Origin of the sequence: Kibdelosporangium banguiense (assembly GCF_017876405.1) — a bacterium.
In the GTDB taxonomy this organism is placed as follows: Bacteria; Actinomycetota; Actinomycetes; order Mycobacteriales; family Pseudonocardiaceae; genus Kibdelosporangium; species Kibdelosporangium banguiense.
The window spans coordinates 5,741,688-5,753,870 of record NZ_JAGINW010000001.1; the positions used below are offsets into that span (position 1 = coordinate 5,741,688).

12 protein-coding genes and 1 pseudogene are annotated in these 12,183 nt (G+C 65.0%); 1 reads left to right on the plus strand and 12 read right to left on the minus strand.

The genetic code is table 11. From position 1 onward, the window contains the following. Nucleotides 1–215 precede the first annotated feature (215 nt). The 7 genes and pseudogenes from JOF56_RS27015 to JOF56_RS27045 form a co-directional block, all read right to left on the minus strand. A complete protein-coding gene (locus JOF56_RS27015; RefSeq protein ID WP_209642305.1) occupies nucleotides 216–896 on the minus strand; it encodes a Crp/Fnr family transcriptional regulator in 681 nt (226 codons plus the stop codon). Between the two features lie 72 nt (nucleotides 897–968). Beyond that, nucleotides 969–1,109: pseudogene (locus tag JOF56_RS27020) on the minus strand (phosphotransferase); the annotation flags it as partial. A gap of 55 nt (nucleotides 1,110–1,164) precedes the next feature. After that, a complete protein-coding gene (locus JOF56_RS27025; RefSeq protein WP_209642307.1) occupies nucleotides 1,165–1,950 on the minus strand; it encodes an E3 ubiquitin ligase family protein in 786 nt (261 codons plus the stop codon). A gap of 21 nt (nucleotides 1,951–1,971) precedes the next feature. Then, nucleotides 1,972–2,334 (minus strand): hypothetical protein, encoded by a 363-nt coding sequence (locus JOF56_RS27030; protein WP_209642308.1) that lies wholly within the window; start codon nucleotides 2,332–2,334, stop codon nucleotides 1,972–1,974. 100 nt (nucleotides 2,335–2,434) lie between these two features. Further along, nucleotides 2,435–3,886 (minus strand): flavin-containing monooxygenase, encoded by a 1,452-nt coding sequence (locus tag JOF56_RS27035; RefSeq protein ID WP_209642309.1) that lies wholly within the window; start codon nucleotides 3,884–3,886, stop codon nucleotides 2,435–2,437. After that, complete coding sequence (locus tag JOF56_RS27040) at nucleotides 3,883–4,734, minus strand: SDR family NAD(P)-dependent oxidoreductase (protein ID WP_209642310.1); 852 nt, start codon at nucleotides 4,732–4,734, stop codon at nucleotides 3,883–3,885. The genes JOF56_RS27035 and JOF56_RS27040 overlap by 4 nt, the downstream gene beginning before the upstream one ends. Continuing rightward, nucleotides 4,715–6,067 carry a cytochrome P450 gene (locus JOF56_RS27045; RefSeq protein WP_209642311.1) on the minus strand — a complete coding sequence of 451 codons (1,353 nt, stop codon included), beginning with the start codon at nucleotides 6,065–6,067 and terminating at the stop codon, nucleotides 4,715–4,717. The genes JOF56_RS27040 and JOF56_RS27045 overlap by 20 nt, the downstream gene beginning before the upstream one ends. A gap of 88 nt (nucleotides 6,068–6,155) precedes the next feature. Here JOF56_RS27045 and JOF56_RS27050 point away from each other — a divergent pair, with 88 nt between their 5' ends. Beyond that, nucleotides 6,156–6,761: a TetR/AcrR family transcriptional regulator gene (locus JOF56_RS27050; RefSeq protein WP_307855274.1), complete on the plus strand. Its 606-nt coding sequence runs from the start codon at nucleotides 6,156–6,158 to the stop codon at nucleotides 6,759–6,761. On the opposite strand, the gene JOF56_RS27055 is transcribed toward JOF56_RS27050, so the two are convergent. The 5 genes from JOF56_RS27055 to JOF56_RS27075 form a co-directional block, all read right to left on the minus strand. Next, nucleotides 6,730–7,674: an extracellular catalytic domain type 1 short-chain-length polyhydroxyalkanoate depolymerase gene (locus JOF56_RS27055; RefSeq protein ID WP_209642312.1), complete on the minus strand. Its 945-nt coding sequence runs from the start codon at nucleotides 7,672–7,674 to the stop codon at nucleotides 6,730–6,732. The two genes, JOF56_RS27050 and JOF56_RS27055, sit on opposite strands and share 32 nt — an antisense overlap. Nucleotides 7,675–8,572: 898 nt before the next feature. Then, nucleotides 8,573–9,622 (minus strand): LacI family DNA-binding transcriptional regulator, encoded by a 1,050-nt coding sequence (locus JOF56_RS27060; protein WP_209642313.1) that lies wholly within the window; start codon nucleotides 9,620–9,622, stop codon nucleotides 8,573–8,575. A 244-nt stretch (nucleotides 9,623–9,866) separates the two neighbouring features. After that, on the minus strand, nucleotides 9,867–10,964 hold the full coding sequence (locus tag JOF56_RS27065) for a 5-methyltetrahydropteroyltriglutamate--homocysteine S-methyltransferase (protein WP_209642314.1): 1,098 nt from the start codon (nucleotides 10,962–10,964) through the stop codon (nucleotides 9,867–9,869). A gap of 175 nt (nucleotides 10,965–11,139) precedes the next feature. Continuing rightward, nucleotides 11,140–11,820, minus strand: a complete 681-nt coding sequence (locus tag JOF56_RS27070) for a pectate lyase-like domain-containing protein (protein WP_209642315.1) — start codon at nucleotides 11,818–11,820, stop codon at nucleotides 11,140–11,142. Beyond that, nucleotides 11,769–12,113, minus strand: coding sequence for a hypothetical protein (locus JOF56_RS27075; protein WP_209642316.1), 345 nt, complete (start codon nucleotides 12,111–12,113; stop codon nucleotides 11,769–11,771). Before JOF56_RS27075 ends, JOF56_RS27070 begins: the two co-directional genes overlap by 52 nt. Between the last annotated feature and the right edge of the window lie 70 nt (nucleotides 12,114–12,183).

Consider the following 12,183-nt stretch of genomic DNA (forward strand, 5'->3'; position numbering starts at 1 on the left):
GAGCTAATCAATGACTCTTTCGCAAGGTATGACGCTGATCACGGTCCGTCAAGACTTTGTGTTCGCCCATGCGAAAGAACGAACCCTCCTGCGGCCGGAGGAATGCCCGACAGTGTAGTTATCGAAACTATCGGAATGACGTCACTGCGTGATGTTTGTGATGATCTCGCGGGCCGCCGGACCGGCCAGGATCAGCCCATTCGCCGCGATCTGGGTCACCAGTGCTCGCTCGCGGGGACGAGCCGGCGCAGACCGGCCAGATCAGTCACCACGAACCGCCCGTACTCGGACCGGACCAGGTCCTGGGAGCGTAGCTCGGCCAGTGCGTTCTTGACCGAGGCCAGCGACCAGCCGAGCATCTCGGCGACAACGCTTTGCGTGACCCGGACCGAGAACGGATCCGGATGCAGTGGCCCGGCGGCGTCGACGATCCACACCAGCAGAAGAGCCAGCCGCGTAGCGCCACGCAGATGGAACAACGCGGCGTTGTACTCACACTGCTGGCGGAACTTGCCGGTCATGTACTGCTCGAGCGCGTCGCCCATCCGCTGTTCCTCGGCGACCGCACGCATTTGCTCCGGGCGTAATCGGTACGCGTGACATGGATCAAGCGCCACCACGGAAGCCGACCGTGGCCTGCCGTCACGCGAGGCGAACTCGCCGACCAGGTCGCCTGCGCCACGGATGGCCATCAGCACTGATGTGCCGTCCGGCGTGTCGTACGTGATCCGCACTCTGCCTTGCACAATGGCGAAAAGATGTGTGCCGCTGTCACCTTGGCGGACCAGTTCGCTGCCGGGCGGAAAAGTACGCCGGACTCCGGTCCGCACCAGCGAAGCCCACTGCTGCGAAGACAGCAGGTCACTCAGCAACAGACGCTGCGGGCCACTTCGCACCCCAGAACATCTACCGGACCGCGGGCTCGGAGAGCACCGAAACCACCCAATCGGCCGATACCGGCCGCGTCCTCAGTGGCCGGTGACGATCTCCTGGATGACATACCGGGCGTTGGCCGAGATGATCGGATTAGTGGCGAAGTCGATGACGGCGGCGAGCCGGTCGCCGGTGACGAGCAGGTTGCTGGGCATCAGGTCCGAGTGCACCCAGCAGGGCGGCCCATGCGCCTACCGGATCATTTCGTGGTCCGGCCGGTCGACTGGATTCCTACCGGACAATGCCCACGATGGTGAGGGCGAGGCCCGCGGCGAAGGCCACGATCACGCCGATGGCCAGCAGCTTGTGCCGCAGGACGCGGTCTTTGCGCAGTTCGTCCTCGGTACGGGTGGAAATGATGTAGTGCCCTTTTTGCTCGGGCCGCGCGATGACCAGCGGGCCGATCTTGTCGTGCACCTCACCAAGGATGTACATCCGGCGGCCAGGGCGGATCAGCCATTCCTTGTAGTCGAAACCGATCGTGCTGTCGTTGCCGCCGAAGAACGACGGCAGTTCGATGCCGAACACGTTGGCGCGGCCGTCGCCCTGATGTGGTTCGAACCGGTTGACGGTCTGTTCCACGCCGTCCGGTTTGGTGCCCGTCGGGTCCACACCGATGGTCAGGCCCTGCTCGTCGATCAGCGCGTATCCCGTGGCGGACGTGTGCTCGGCGACTTTCTCGGTCCGCCGGGAGCGATGCCGCTTGCCGTCGCGGTACTCCACGTGCTCGTACTGCCGGTCGATCCGGTAGCGGTACCACACGCACTCGGTCTTGCTGATCTCCGAGGTCAGCGGGCCGTCCGGATGCGGATGCGCGGCCCCGACCACCTCGGTGAACTTACGGAACCCACCCTTGGCACCGAGCTCGTCGGACGTGCGGCGCAGGTCCTCCAGCTCCGGGATGGTCAGCGTCTCGGTGCCGATCATCGTGTGCAGCTCGCTTCTTGCCCGCCGCATCAGGAAAAAGCCGGCAACCGCGGCACCCATCGCCAGAATCCCGATGATGATCAAAGCCATGCGTTCCCCCCGGATCCGGTCTCAGGGGAGACTAACCCAGTACGGGGGTCTCCGGTCGCGACCGGAGACCCCGGTGTAACCGGCCTGCCACGCCGCAGGAGCGCCGATCTGCGGCACGCTCTTGTCCAGGGTCGCCCGGACCGGGCCGTCCAGCCAGATTCGCTGCGCCGAGCCGAACGTCCGGATGCCCGCGGCCTTCTCCACCTTGACGGCCTTACTGCCCAGGCTGCGCAACTCCCGGCCGCCGGAGCCGCCGCTGACGATCAGCGGGATGTCCGTGCGGGACGCGTCGTCGAATCCGAACTCGACGAGCTTGGTGATGTTGAACAGCCGTGGATCGAGCTTGCCGGTGCCGATATCCCTGGTGACGTCCATCGGAATCATGTGGACGTCACCATTGCCAGTAAGATTCTTACCGAACGGTTTGGAGCATGTGAACAAGACACTCCGCAGGGGACTCGGGTTGGGCCCCGCGGACGAACGCTCAGCGCAGTGCCGTGAATCGCATGACGCCGTCGTCGATCCGGCCGTGCCGCAGCTTCACCACGTCGTGGGCGTAGCTCATGCCCATCTGCCACGGCTGACGGGAACCCGCTCGAGGGAACTCGTCGATGGAACGCCGCACGTAGCCGGCGTCGAAGTCGAGCAGCGGCTGTTCGGTGACGCGGGGATCGTCGTTGACCGGGACGCACTGTGTGTAGCCGTTGGCGTCCAGATGACCCAGCAGGCGGACGGTGAACTCGCTGACGAGGTCGGCTTTGAGCGTCCACGACGCGTTCGTGTAGCCGACGGTGAAGACGAAGTTCGGCACACCGCTGAGCATCATTCCCTTGTACGCCATGGTCTCCGGCAGTTTGACGTCGTGACCGTCGACGGTCAGCCGCATGCCGCCGAGGGCCAGCAGCCGCAGCCCGGTGGCCGTGACGACGATGTCCGCGTCGAGCTGCGCGCCGGATTCCAGGCGTAGCCCTGAAGGGGTGAATTCCTGGATGCGGTCGGTCACCACGGACGCCTTCCGGCGCCGGATCGCGGTGAACAGGTCGCCGTCGGGGACCAGGCACAGCCGCTGGTCCCAAGGGTTGTAGCGGGGTTTGAAGTGGACGTCGACCTCGTAGCCGGGTGGCAGCTGCTTGGCGGCCGCCTTGCGGATCATCGCTTTGATGACCTTCGGCCGCCGCTGGCTGAGCTGGTAGATCAGGGTGGCCATCAGCACGTTCTTCCAGCGCACGATCGAGTACGCCCGCCGGGGCCCGATCAGTCGCCGGAGGCTGTTGGCGATCACGTCCTTGGCAGGTAACGCCAAAATGTACGTGGGGGAGCGTTGCACCATGGTCACGTGCTCGGCCTGCTCCGCCAAGGCGGGCACGAGCGTCACCGCTGTGGCGCCGCTGCCGATCACGACGACCTTCTTGCCGACGTAGTCCAGGTTCTCCGGCCAGTGCTGAGGGTGTACGACCGTTCCGCCGAACTGCTCGATAACAGGGAAATCAGGCTGGTAACCGGCGTCGTAGTGGTAGTAACCCGTGCATACGTAGAGGAAACCGGCAGTCAGTCGGACAGTGAGTCCATTGTGGACCGCGTCGACCGTCCAGCGGGCGTCCGAACTCGACCATGACGCGCCGACGACCTTGTGCCCGAACCGGATGTGCTTGTCAATGCCCGCATCGGCGGCGGTTTCGCGGACATATTTCAGGATCGACGGACCGTCGGCGATCGCTTCGGCCTGTGTCCACGGCTTGAACCGGTAACCGAGCGTGTGCATGTCCGAGTCCGATCGGACGCCTGGGTAACGAAACAGGTCCCACGTGCCGCCGATGGCCTCGCGCGCCTCGAGGATCGCGTACTTCCTGCGCGGAAAGGCGGACTGAATGTGGTGTGCCGCACCGATTCCGGACAGTCCGGCGCCGATGATCAGGACGTCGACGTGGTCGCTCATACCGACTCCTGTTGCCTGGCGCGCAGCTTGGCCTGCAGGCGCTCGAGCACGCTGTAGTAGTGGGTGGGCGCGATTCGTGCGAGCGCGTCGAAAACATAGGCGTCCGGCCCGACGAGAACGCGGGCTTTGCCCTGTTCTACCCCGCGGTGGATGATCTCCGCGGCCTTCTCCGGCGAGGTCATCGTCATGGCCTCGAACTGCTGCGCCATTTCGTCCTTGGTCCGGCCGCGGCCTTCTGGATCCTTGCGGATGCGCGCATTGCGGACGATGTTCGTGTTGATGCCACCCGGATGCACGTTGACAGCGCTCACCCCGGTGCCGCGCAACTCCTGGCGCAGCGAGTCCGTGAAGCCCCGGACCGCGAACTTGGCCGCGCAGTACGCACTCTGGGTGGGCATGCCGACCAGCCCGAACACGCTGGACGTGTTCACGATGACGCCGTCGTCCTGCGCGACGAGGATCGGCAGGAACGCCCTGGTCCCGTTCACCACGCCGTGGAAGTTGATGTCGTGCAGCCAGTCGTCGTCCTCGGGGACCGAATCCAGCACGGTCGAACTCACCGCGACACCGGCATTGTTGAACACAGCGGCCAACGGCGCCGGGAGCCACTCGCGTACCTCGTCGGCGAACCGTAACTGATCGGCTGCGTCACGCACGTCGAGGACTCTGGTGAGCACCGGACCGCTCAGTGCCGAAGCGGTCGCCTTCAGACCGGTTTCGTCCACGTCGGCGATGGCGACCGGCGAGCCGAGCCGGGACAGGCGCATGGCCAGGCCACGGCCGATGCCGGAGGCCGCGCCGGTGATCATCACCGGACGGCCGGTGATCCTAGGGCGTCGTTGCGGCATCAGTGCTCCTTGTCTGTACGGATGGTCCGGTTTGCCGAGCCCGGCGGCGAACAAGCGCTTGGCCGCCTTTTCCAGGAGCGCTGGCGATGCCACGTGAATGCCAGCGCTCGTCGCCTTCGGCGGTCGGTATCAGCGTGAAGTCGCGCAGCATGGTCCGCAGCACAACGTTCATCTCCATATTGGCGAACGCCGCGCCCAGGCAGCGGCGCGTGCCCCCGCCGAACGGGATCCACTGGTACAGATCCGGTCGCGCGCCGACGAACCGGGACGGGTCGAACTTGCGTGCGTTCGGGAAGACCGACTCGTTCTCGTGCAACAGGCTGATGCTGACGATGATCGCGGCGCCTTTCGGCAGCGTCCACCGGCCGAGCTGGAGGCTCTCGGCTTTCACCTGGCGGCCCACCAGGTCGATGACCGGCCGGGTGCGCTGCACCTCGAGGATTGTCGCCTCACGCAGCGTGCTGCCGCCCGCGTCCACCTCCGCGACAAGGTCCTGCAGCACTTCGGGATGACGGCGAAGCCGCTCGACCGCCCAGGCGAGCGTGGTCGCCGTGGTCTCGTGCCCGGCGGAAAGCAATGTGAGCAACTGGTCGGCGATGTCGCTGTGGCTCATCTTCGAGCCGTCGTCGTAACGGCTTTGCAGCAGCAGCGCCAGGACGTCGTTGCGTTCGTCGAGGTTCTTGTCCTGCTCCGCCTTGGCGATCAGCTTTTCGACGATGGCGTCGTATTCACGGCGCATCAACCAGAAGCGGCCCCACGGGCTCCACCGGCCCCAGTCGACCGTGGGTATCGGCAAAACCGCAAGCCGCGAGCCAAAAGTGACAGCGCGCGGCAGCAGTTCGCGCAGCTGATCGAACTCCTCGCCCTCGGCGCCGAACACCGCACGCAGGATGGCGTTGAGGGTTATGCGCATCATCGAGGGCAAGGTCGCGAACGACCGGCCCTGAGGCCACCGGGCCAGCTCACGCACAGTCTCTTCTTCGATGATCTGCTCGTACGCGGCAAGCCTGCGGCCATGGAACGGCGGGACAAGCAGTTTGCGCTGCTTGCGGTGTTGCTCGCCACGCAGCGCAAACATCGAGCCGGGACCAAGAACCCGGCCGAGGTTGCGCTCCAGGTTGTCCACAATGTCCGGTGGAGTGAGGAACAGCTGCTTGATCTCTGCGGGATTGCTGAGTACCAGAGCACGGCCGAAGAGGAGCGCGTTGACGGTGAAGGCGTCGCCGTACCGTTTGCACAGCTGAGGCATCCCACGACGCGGGACCGTCAGCGCGTACACAGCCTGCACAACGGGAGGCACATTCGGGCCTGGCGGAAGCGTCGCAGTCGTCATTGAGACAACACCTTCTCCGAGTGGTACGCGGCCGTACCGACGGTACGCTGGAGTACCAAACGGCGCAAGGTGGTATACCGTTGTCACGGTGACGACCGTGCAGCACCAGACCGATGCCGCGTACGACGATCCAGGCAAGTTCCGCCAGCGCCTGCTCAGCGGCCTGGAGGCGTCAATCGCGGCCGTCGGCTACCGCAACACCACGGTGGCCGACATAGTCCGCCGCGCCCGCACCTCGCGCCGGACCTTCTACGAGCACTTCGAAACCAAGGAAGCCTGTTTCGTCGCCTTGCTCACCGCATCGAACGCCGCCGTGATCCGCGAGATCACCGCCGCCGTGAACCCGGCTGTGGCCTGGCGAACCCAGGTCCGCCAAGCGGTCGAGGCCTGGATCGGCTGCTTCGAGTCGACCCCGGCCCTGACCCTGAGCTGGATCCGCGAGGTCCCGTCGCTGGGGGAGGCGGCCCGTCTGCTGCAACGCAACACGATGGAAGCCTTCATCGTGATGATCCAAACCCTCTGCGACACACCGCAATGGCACAAAGAAGGCATAGGCCCGGTGTCCCGCCCCCTGGTGATCATGCTCTTCGGCGGCCTGCGAGAACTGACCGCGACCACCGTCGAAGACGGCGGCCGGATCAGCGACATAACAGAAGTGGCGGTCAAAGCATCGATAGCCCTCCTCGGGCCGTGACACCCAACTGCCACGTATCGCTCAGCCGCCCAGCGGCGCAGACATCGACATCAAGAAAGTAAGCGCCGGCCTGACCGCAAGTACCGGGATCGACAGGTTGCCCGTGCCCCATACCGGTAATCGTGTAGGTCTCGACAACAGAGCCATACCGCGCATGCGGATAACCAGCGACCATGCCGGTTTCCGTCGGGACGGCAGGAACCCCATGCACATTGGTCCACTGCTCAACCAGCTCAGTCGCATTCGACGGAGAAACGGTATAGTCGGCGGTGCCTTGCCAAATACTCACAGTCGGCCAAGGCCCAGCGTGAGAGCTGGCGGCACGCACTGAATCGCCAAGCTGACCCGGACTGAGATTCCGCCCAGGATGCATACAAGAAAAAGCCTCGATCATGCTCGAAGCACAACGATAGGCCAACCCAGCCACAATCCCACCGCCAGTAAACAGTTCTGGGTAGGCAGCAAGCATGACCGCAGTCATAGCCCCACCCGCAGACAGTCCAGTGACATAAACACGTGCAGCACCAGCATCATCACGAGCACGCCGAACCATCTGGGCAACCGACTCAGCCTCACCCTGACCACGAGTAGTGTCACCGCGCTCGAACCAGTTGAAACACTTGTTAAAATTGTTCACACTCTTCTGCTCCGGAAGCACAAGAGTAAACTTCATCTGATCGGCCAACTGCGCCCACCCCGAACCATCCCCATAGCCGGCGGCATTCTGCGTACACCCATGCAAGGCCACCACAACCGGCCGGCCGGCAGGAAGAGAAGAAGGAGTGTGCCGATACATCACAAGATTACCAGGATTACTCCCAAAATCCGGAACCAATACGGTGGCAGACGCAGGCGTAGCCCCAAACGCAAGCCCGGCCAAAACGGAAAAAGCAATAAAAACCCGAAGAAGCATGCCGCACCCCATTGTGCTAGGCGTCGCTGTCAACCCCGAACCCTAGAAGAAGACCGGCCAAAAACTCAGATCCCCAACCACCACAATCCCGCCGCCCCCTATAGCGACCAGACACCCCACCATGACTCGATGCCCGGCCCATCCTGTCCACAGTAGACCTCGCACCTGGCGCACCCGCCCAGCGCCCCGGCCGTGAACCTGGCTCCGGTTGCCGGGCTGAGCCAGTGGTGGAGCCCTGGTCAGCGCTCCCGGTCGCGAACCCAGCCCCGGTTACCGAGCCCCAGCAACGAAAATGCGCGTCAGCGCAGCAGAGGTCGGGTCTGAGTGTCCTCACCCTCGGTCGGCCTGGGCGGAGCCTGATCACACACGTCCAGGGCACCGCAGAACAGCGACAAGCAACCCAAGCCCGGCGCCCCGCAACGAAACCCAACCCCAAACTGGTGTCGCCTTTCAATGAAGTGCACGATGCGGTGTGGCGCCGGCGGTCGGAAGCGTGCGGTGTCCTGGGCTTGTGTGGTTACCCTGGGGCAGGCCGGCCGAGGGTGGGGGCGCGAACCGCTCTTCCGTCCTCATCTGAGGGAGGTTTGCCCGCCCGGCCAGGGCACAATCTCTCCAAAGAAAGGGACCCACAATCACCAGCGAAAAGAAGCAAAACCCAACCCAGTAAACAAAAACCCGCACCCTCCACAAGAGAGCAGCCCCCACCCACCACCGGGGGGGGGGCGTCCCTGCTCCGGTCTACAGGGGAAGCAAGATCAGCAGGGGTTGGCAAGAGGCGAACCCGCGCGAAAGGGCCGTTCGCACGGGGTTCACCTGAGCGGAGTAGGCACTGGCGTCCAAAGAAGACGATCACGCCAGGCCCTGCACGCAAAACCGTAGCCACCCAACAGAGAACTGGTCAGAGACTCGGACAAGCGGCAGTACTGGACCGGACAACCAGGCTGGTCGCGAGCTCTACCCGATGGTGTTCAGGTTGCCCACCACTAGCGAGAACGATCGCCATCCGAGCGCCGGCCGCGGCCATCTCCTGCAGGGGCTGGCGCACGGTGGTCAGCGGCGGGCCAACCCACCGGGCAACCGGAAGATCGTCGAACCCGACAACACTCAAATCCTCCGGCACACGCAGACCGGCCGCCCGGGCAGCCTCATAAACGCCAACCGCCTGCAAGTCGCTCCCCGCGAACACGGCCGTCGGACGATTCTCCAAAGCCAGCAAGGGAAGCATCTGCTTATAACCGGCTTCGACGTGGAAGTCTCCATGCCGAACGAGTTCTGGATCCACGGTCAGGCCGGCGGTTTCGAGGGCGGCGCGGTAACCGTCCACTCTGGCCCGGCTGCAGAGGACGTTCTGGGGGCCGCCGATCATCGCGATGCGACGGTGGCCGAGTTCGATCAGGTGACGGGTCGCGGTGAGGCCGCCCTGCCAGTTGGTCGCGCCGATCGAATGTGTCTCCGCGGTCGGTTCGCCGACTGGGTCCACTACGACTACGGGGATGTCGCGGGCGCGCAGCTTCGCGAGCTGGTCTGTGCTCAGGTCGGAGAAGACCGCGACGACGCCGACCGGCCTGCGGGCGAGGACGTTCTCCAGCCAGCTCTGCCCGGGCCGGAGCCTGCCCTGCGATTCCGACAGCACGACTGCCATTCCGTTGTCGCTGGCGACTTTTTCCACGCCACGGATGATTTCCAGGGCCCAGGCGCTTTCCAGTTCGTGGAACATCAGCTCGAGCAGGTTCGACCGCCGGTTGCGCTCGTCGGAACGCCGCTGGTAGCCGTGCCGCCGGATGATCTCCTCGACGCGTTGCCGAGTTTCGGCCGCGACGTCCGAGCGGCCGTTCATCACCTTCGAAACTGTCGGAACCGAAACTCCGGCTTCGGCCGCGATGTCCGCAATGGTGATCTTCGCGGGCGCGCTTTCGCCGCTAGTCGGCTTGCTGGCTCTGGCAGGCATGATGGGCAGTCTACGCCAGCTCAGGCCGAACCTCGAAGGTCTGCGGCGATGTCTTGACGGTAGCCACGCTCACACCTAAAGTCACCGAAATAGATCATGCTTCCTTCGAAACTATCGAGGGAGCCGGGGCGAGGTCGTGACGGCGGTCAACACCGGCTATGGCCATAGTGGACAGTGGGTTTCGGGCCGGTGATGACGGAGCCCTGACCGGCAGGGCGGAGGTCGTCCGCCCTGCCGGTCATGCTCAGCCCCATACCTCCGCGGCGGTCTCGACGATCAGCGCGAGCTTGGCGGCCTGCTGGTCACGAGTCAGCACGTTGCCCTCCACAGTGGACGAGAAACCGCACTGCGGGGACAGGCACAGCTGGTCGAGCGGGACGTACTTGGCGGCCTCGTCGATGCGGCGCTTGAGGTCGTCCTTGTCCTCGAGCTCACCACGCTTGGTGGTGACGAGCCCGAGCACGACCATCTTGCCGGGCGGCACGAACCGCAGCGGCGCGAAGCTGCCCGACCGGGCGTCGTCGTACTCCAGGAAGAACCCGTCCACGGCGAGCTCGGAGAACAGCGCCTCGGCGACGAAGTCGTATCCGCCTTCGGCTGCCCAGGATGAGCGGAAGTTGCCGCGGCACATGTGAGTTGTCACGGTCAGACCGTCGGGTTTGCCCGCGAGAGCGGCGTTGACCTGCTTGATGTAGCGCAGATGCTGGTGTTCGGCGTCGTCACCGCGGGCGGTGAGGGCGGCGCGCTGAAGCGGGTCGTTGAGGTACGCGAAGCTGGTGTCGTCGAGCTGAAGGTAGGTGCAGCCGAGCTCGGCGACACCGGCGATCTGGGCTGCGTACGCCGCCGACAGATCGGCCCAGAACTGTTCCTCGTCGGGGTAGACCGCGGGATCGATCGCCGAGCGGCCGCCGCGGTAGTGCACCATGCTCGGCGACGGGATGGTCAGCTTGGGCGTCACGCCCGGCTCGACGACCGACTTCAGGAAGGTGAAGTGGTCGGCGAAAATGGTCTCCGGCAGGCTGATCGGACCGTCCACATGCAGTGCGGCCGAGGTGAACTCCAGGTCGCCGTCCGCGTTGTGGAACTGGACCTTGATCTTGTCGTCGCCCTTGCTGATGCCGCCGAGGCGGTAGATGAAGTCCATGTGCCACGAGGTGCGGCGGAACTCCCCGTCGGTGGCCGACTGCAGGCCCGCGTCGCGTTGCAGCTGCACGACGTCGCGGATCGCCTGGTCCTCCACGGATCGCAGGTCGGCCGACTGCTCTTTCCGCGCCGCCAGCAGGTTCTCCGGCCTGAGCAGACTGCCGACGTGGTCGGCGCGGAACGGCGGGGTGGTTCGCACTTCTCAGCCTCCTTGGGTCATGGCTGTTGAGCGCTCAAGGATGCCACGGCGCCGTCTGCTCTGGTAGGCCTCGCCAGAGCAGACGGGACGCGGCAATAACCGCCATTCGATGGTCCCCCTGTCAGGCCAAAGTATCGGAGGGGTCGGACAGGGCGGGTGATCTTGAGGTGCCGGATTACGGTGCTGGATATTCCTTGATGTAGACGGGCTGGCCGACCTTGGTGGTGTCGGCCGCGTCGCCTACGCCGTTGACGACATGGTCGATGGTCCCGGCGCCGAGATTCACCGTCATGATGTGGCGCAGTTTCACGCCTGGCGTCTGCGGGACCTCGAACCCGTTCTCGGTGTGGATGGCCGGATTGTTCTGGTTGAACACGTAGACGCCCGCGCCATGCAGCGTGTGCTTCTTGACGCGGTTGCCGACCTTGTATCCGGCCCGGAAGTACACATCGGACAGCGTGGTCGGGTTGTGCGGAGAACTCCAGCTCCAGCCGCGTTTCTTGCCGACCCGCAGCAGGACTGGCGACTCCTTGAGGCCCGCGTCGACCGTGACACCGGCGACGACCACGCCAGGAACGTCACCGACCTCGAGTGGAGTCGCGCCGTTGACCGCAGTGAGAGTCGCGTGCCCGAGGCCGAGCACGACCTGGTTGGGCCACTTGACCTCGATGCTGCGCGCGATGTCGTAGACGCCCGGTGTGAGCAGCAGGTTCTTGCCGCGTGCGAGCTGACTGTTGATCTCCCGCACCGAGTCGGACGGCTTGGCCACGAAGAAGTCCGAGATCGGGATCGTGCGGCCCGGTGTCACGCCATTGGCCCACGTGATGCCACGCGTGTTCTTGCGGGCGTCCGGCACGCGCACGTTGTACTTGCCAGCCCGGCGATCTCGGTGTAGTAGCCGACCTTGATCTGCAGTGGGGTCTCGGCGGTGCCGTATGTGTCCGGTTTGAACAGATAGGCGTACCGCTGGGTGCCCATCTCGTTGTCGGCATGCTTGGCGTGTGTGGCGTCGAGGGCCGCCTGGATCTGGCTGACCGGCATGCTCGGATCGAAGATCGTGACGTTGGCCCCGAAGCCGGGCGTGCCGGGCCAGGGCGGGTTCGCCGCCGCGCCGGGCGCCGTGGCCGTCGCCGCGACTGCCGTGAGCATGAGGGCGAGCGCTGTGGAAGCGCTCTCACCCGATCGCCTGGAGGTATGTCCCCAAAGTGGCGTTGGGGGC

What these genes read in the sequence shown, in the direction of transcription:
- JOF56_RS27025 (WP_209642307.1), bottom strand. Translation starts at nt 1,950, where the DNA reads ATGGCTTTGATCATCATCGGGATTCTGGCGATGGGTGCCGCGGTTGCC.
- JOF56_RS27030 (WP_209642308.1), bottom strand. Translation starts at nt 2,334, where the DNA reads ATGATTCCGATGGACGTCACCAGGGATATCGGCACCGGCAAGCTCGAT.
- JOF56_RS27035 (WP_209642309.1), bottom strand. Translation starts at nt 3,886, where the DNA reads ATGAGCGACCACGTCGACGTCCTGATCATCGGCGCCGGACTGTCCGGA.
- JOF56_RS27040 (WP_209642310.1), bottom strand. Translation starts at nt 4,734, where the DNA reads ATGCCGCAACGACGCCCTAGGATCACCGGCCGTCCGGTGATGATCACC.
- JOF56_RS27045 (WP_209642311.1), bottom strand. Translation starts at nt 6,067, where the DNA reads ATGACGACTGCGACGCTTCCGCCAGGCCCGAATGTGCCTCCCGTTGTG.
- JOF56_RS27055 (WP_209642312.1), bottom strand. Translation starts at nt 7,674, where the DNA reads ATGCTTCTTCGGGTTTTTATTGCTTTTTCCGTTTTGGCCGGGCTTGCG.
- JOF56_RS27060 (WP_209642313.1), bottom strand. Translation starts at nt 9,622, where the DNA reads ATGCCTGCCAGAGCCAGCAAGCCGACTAGCGGCGAAAGCGCGCCCGCG.
- JOF56_RS27075 (WP_209642316.1), bottom strand. Translation starts at nt 12,113, where the DNA reads ATGCTCACGGCAGTCGCGGCGACGGCCACGGCGCCCGGCGCGGCGGCG.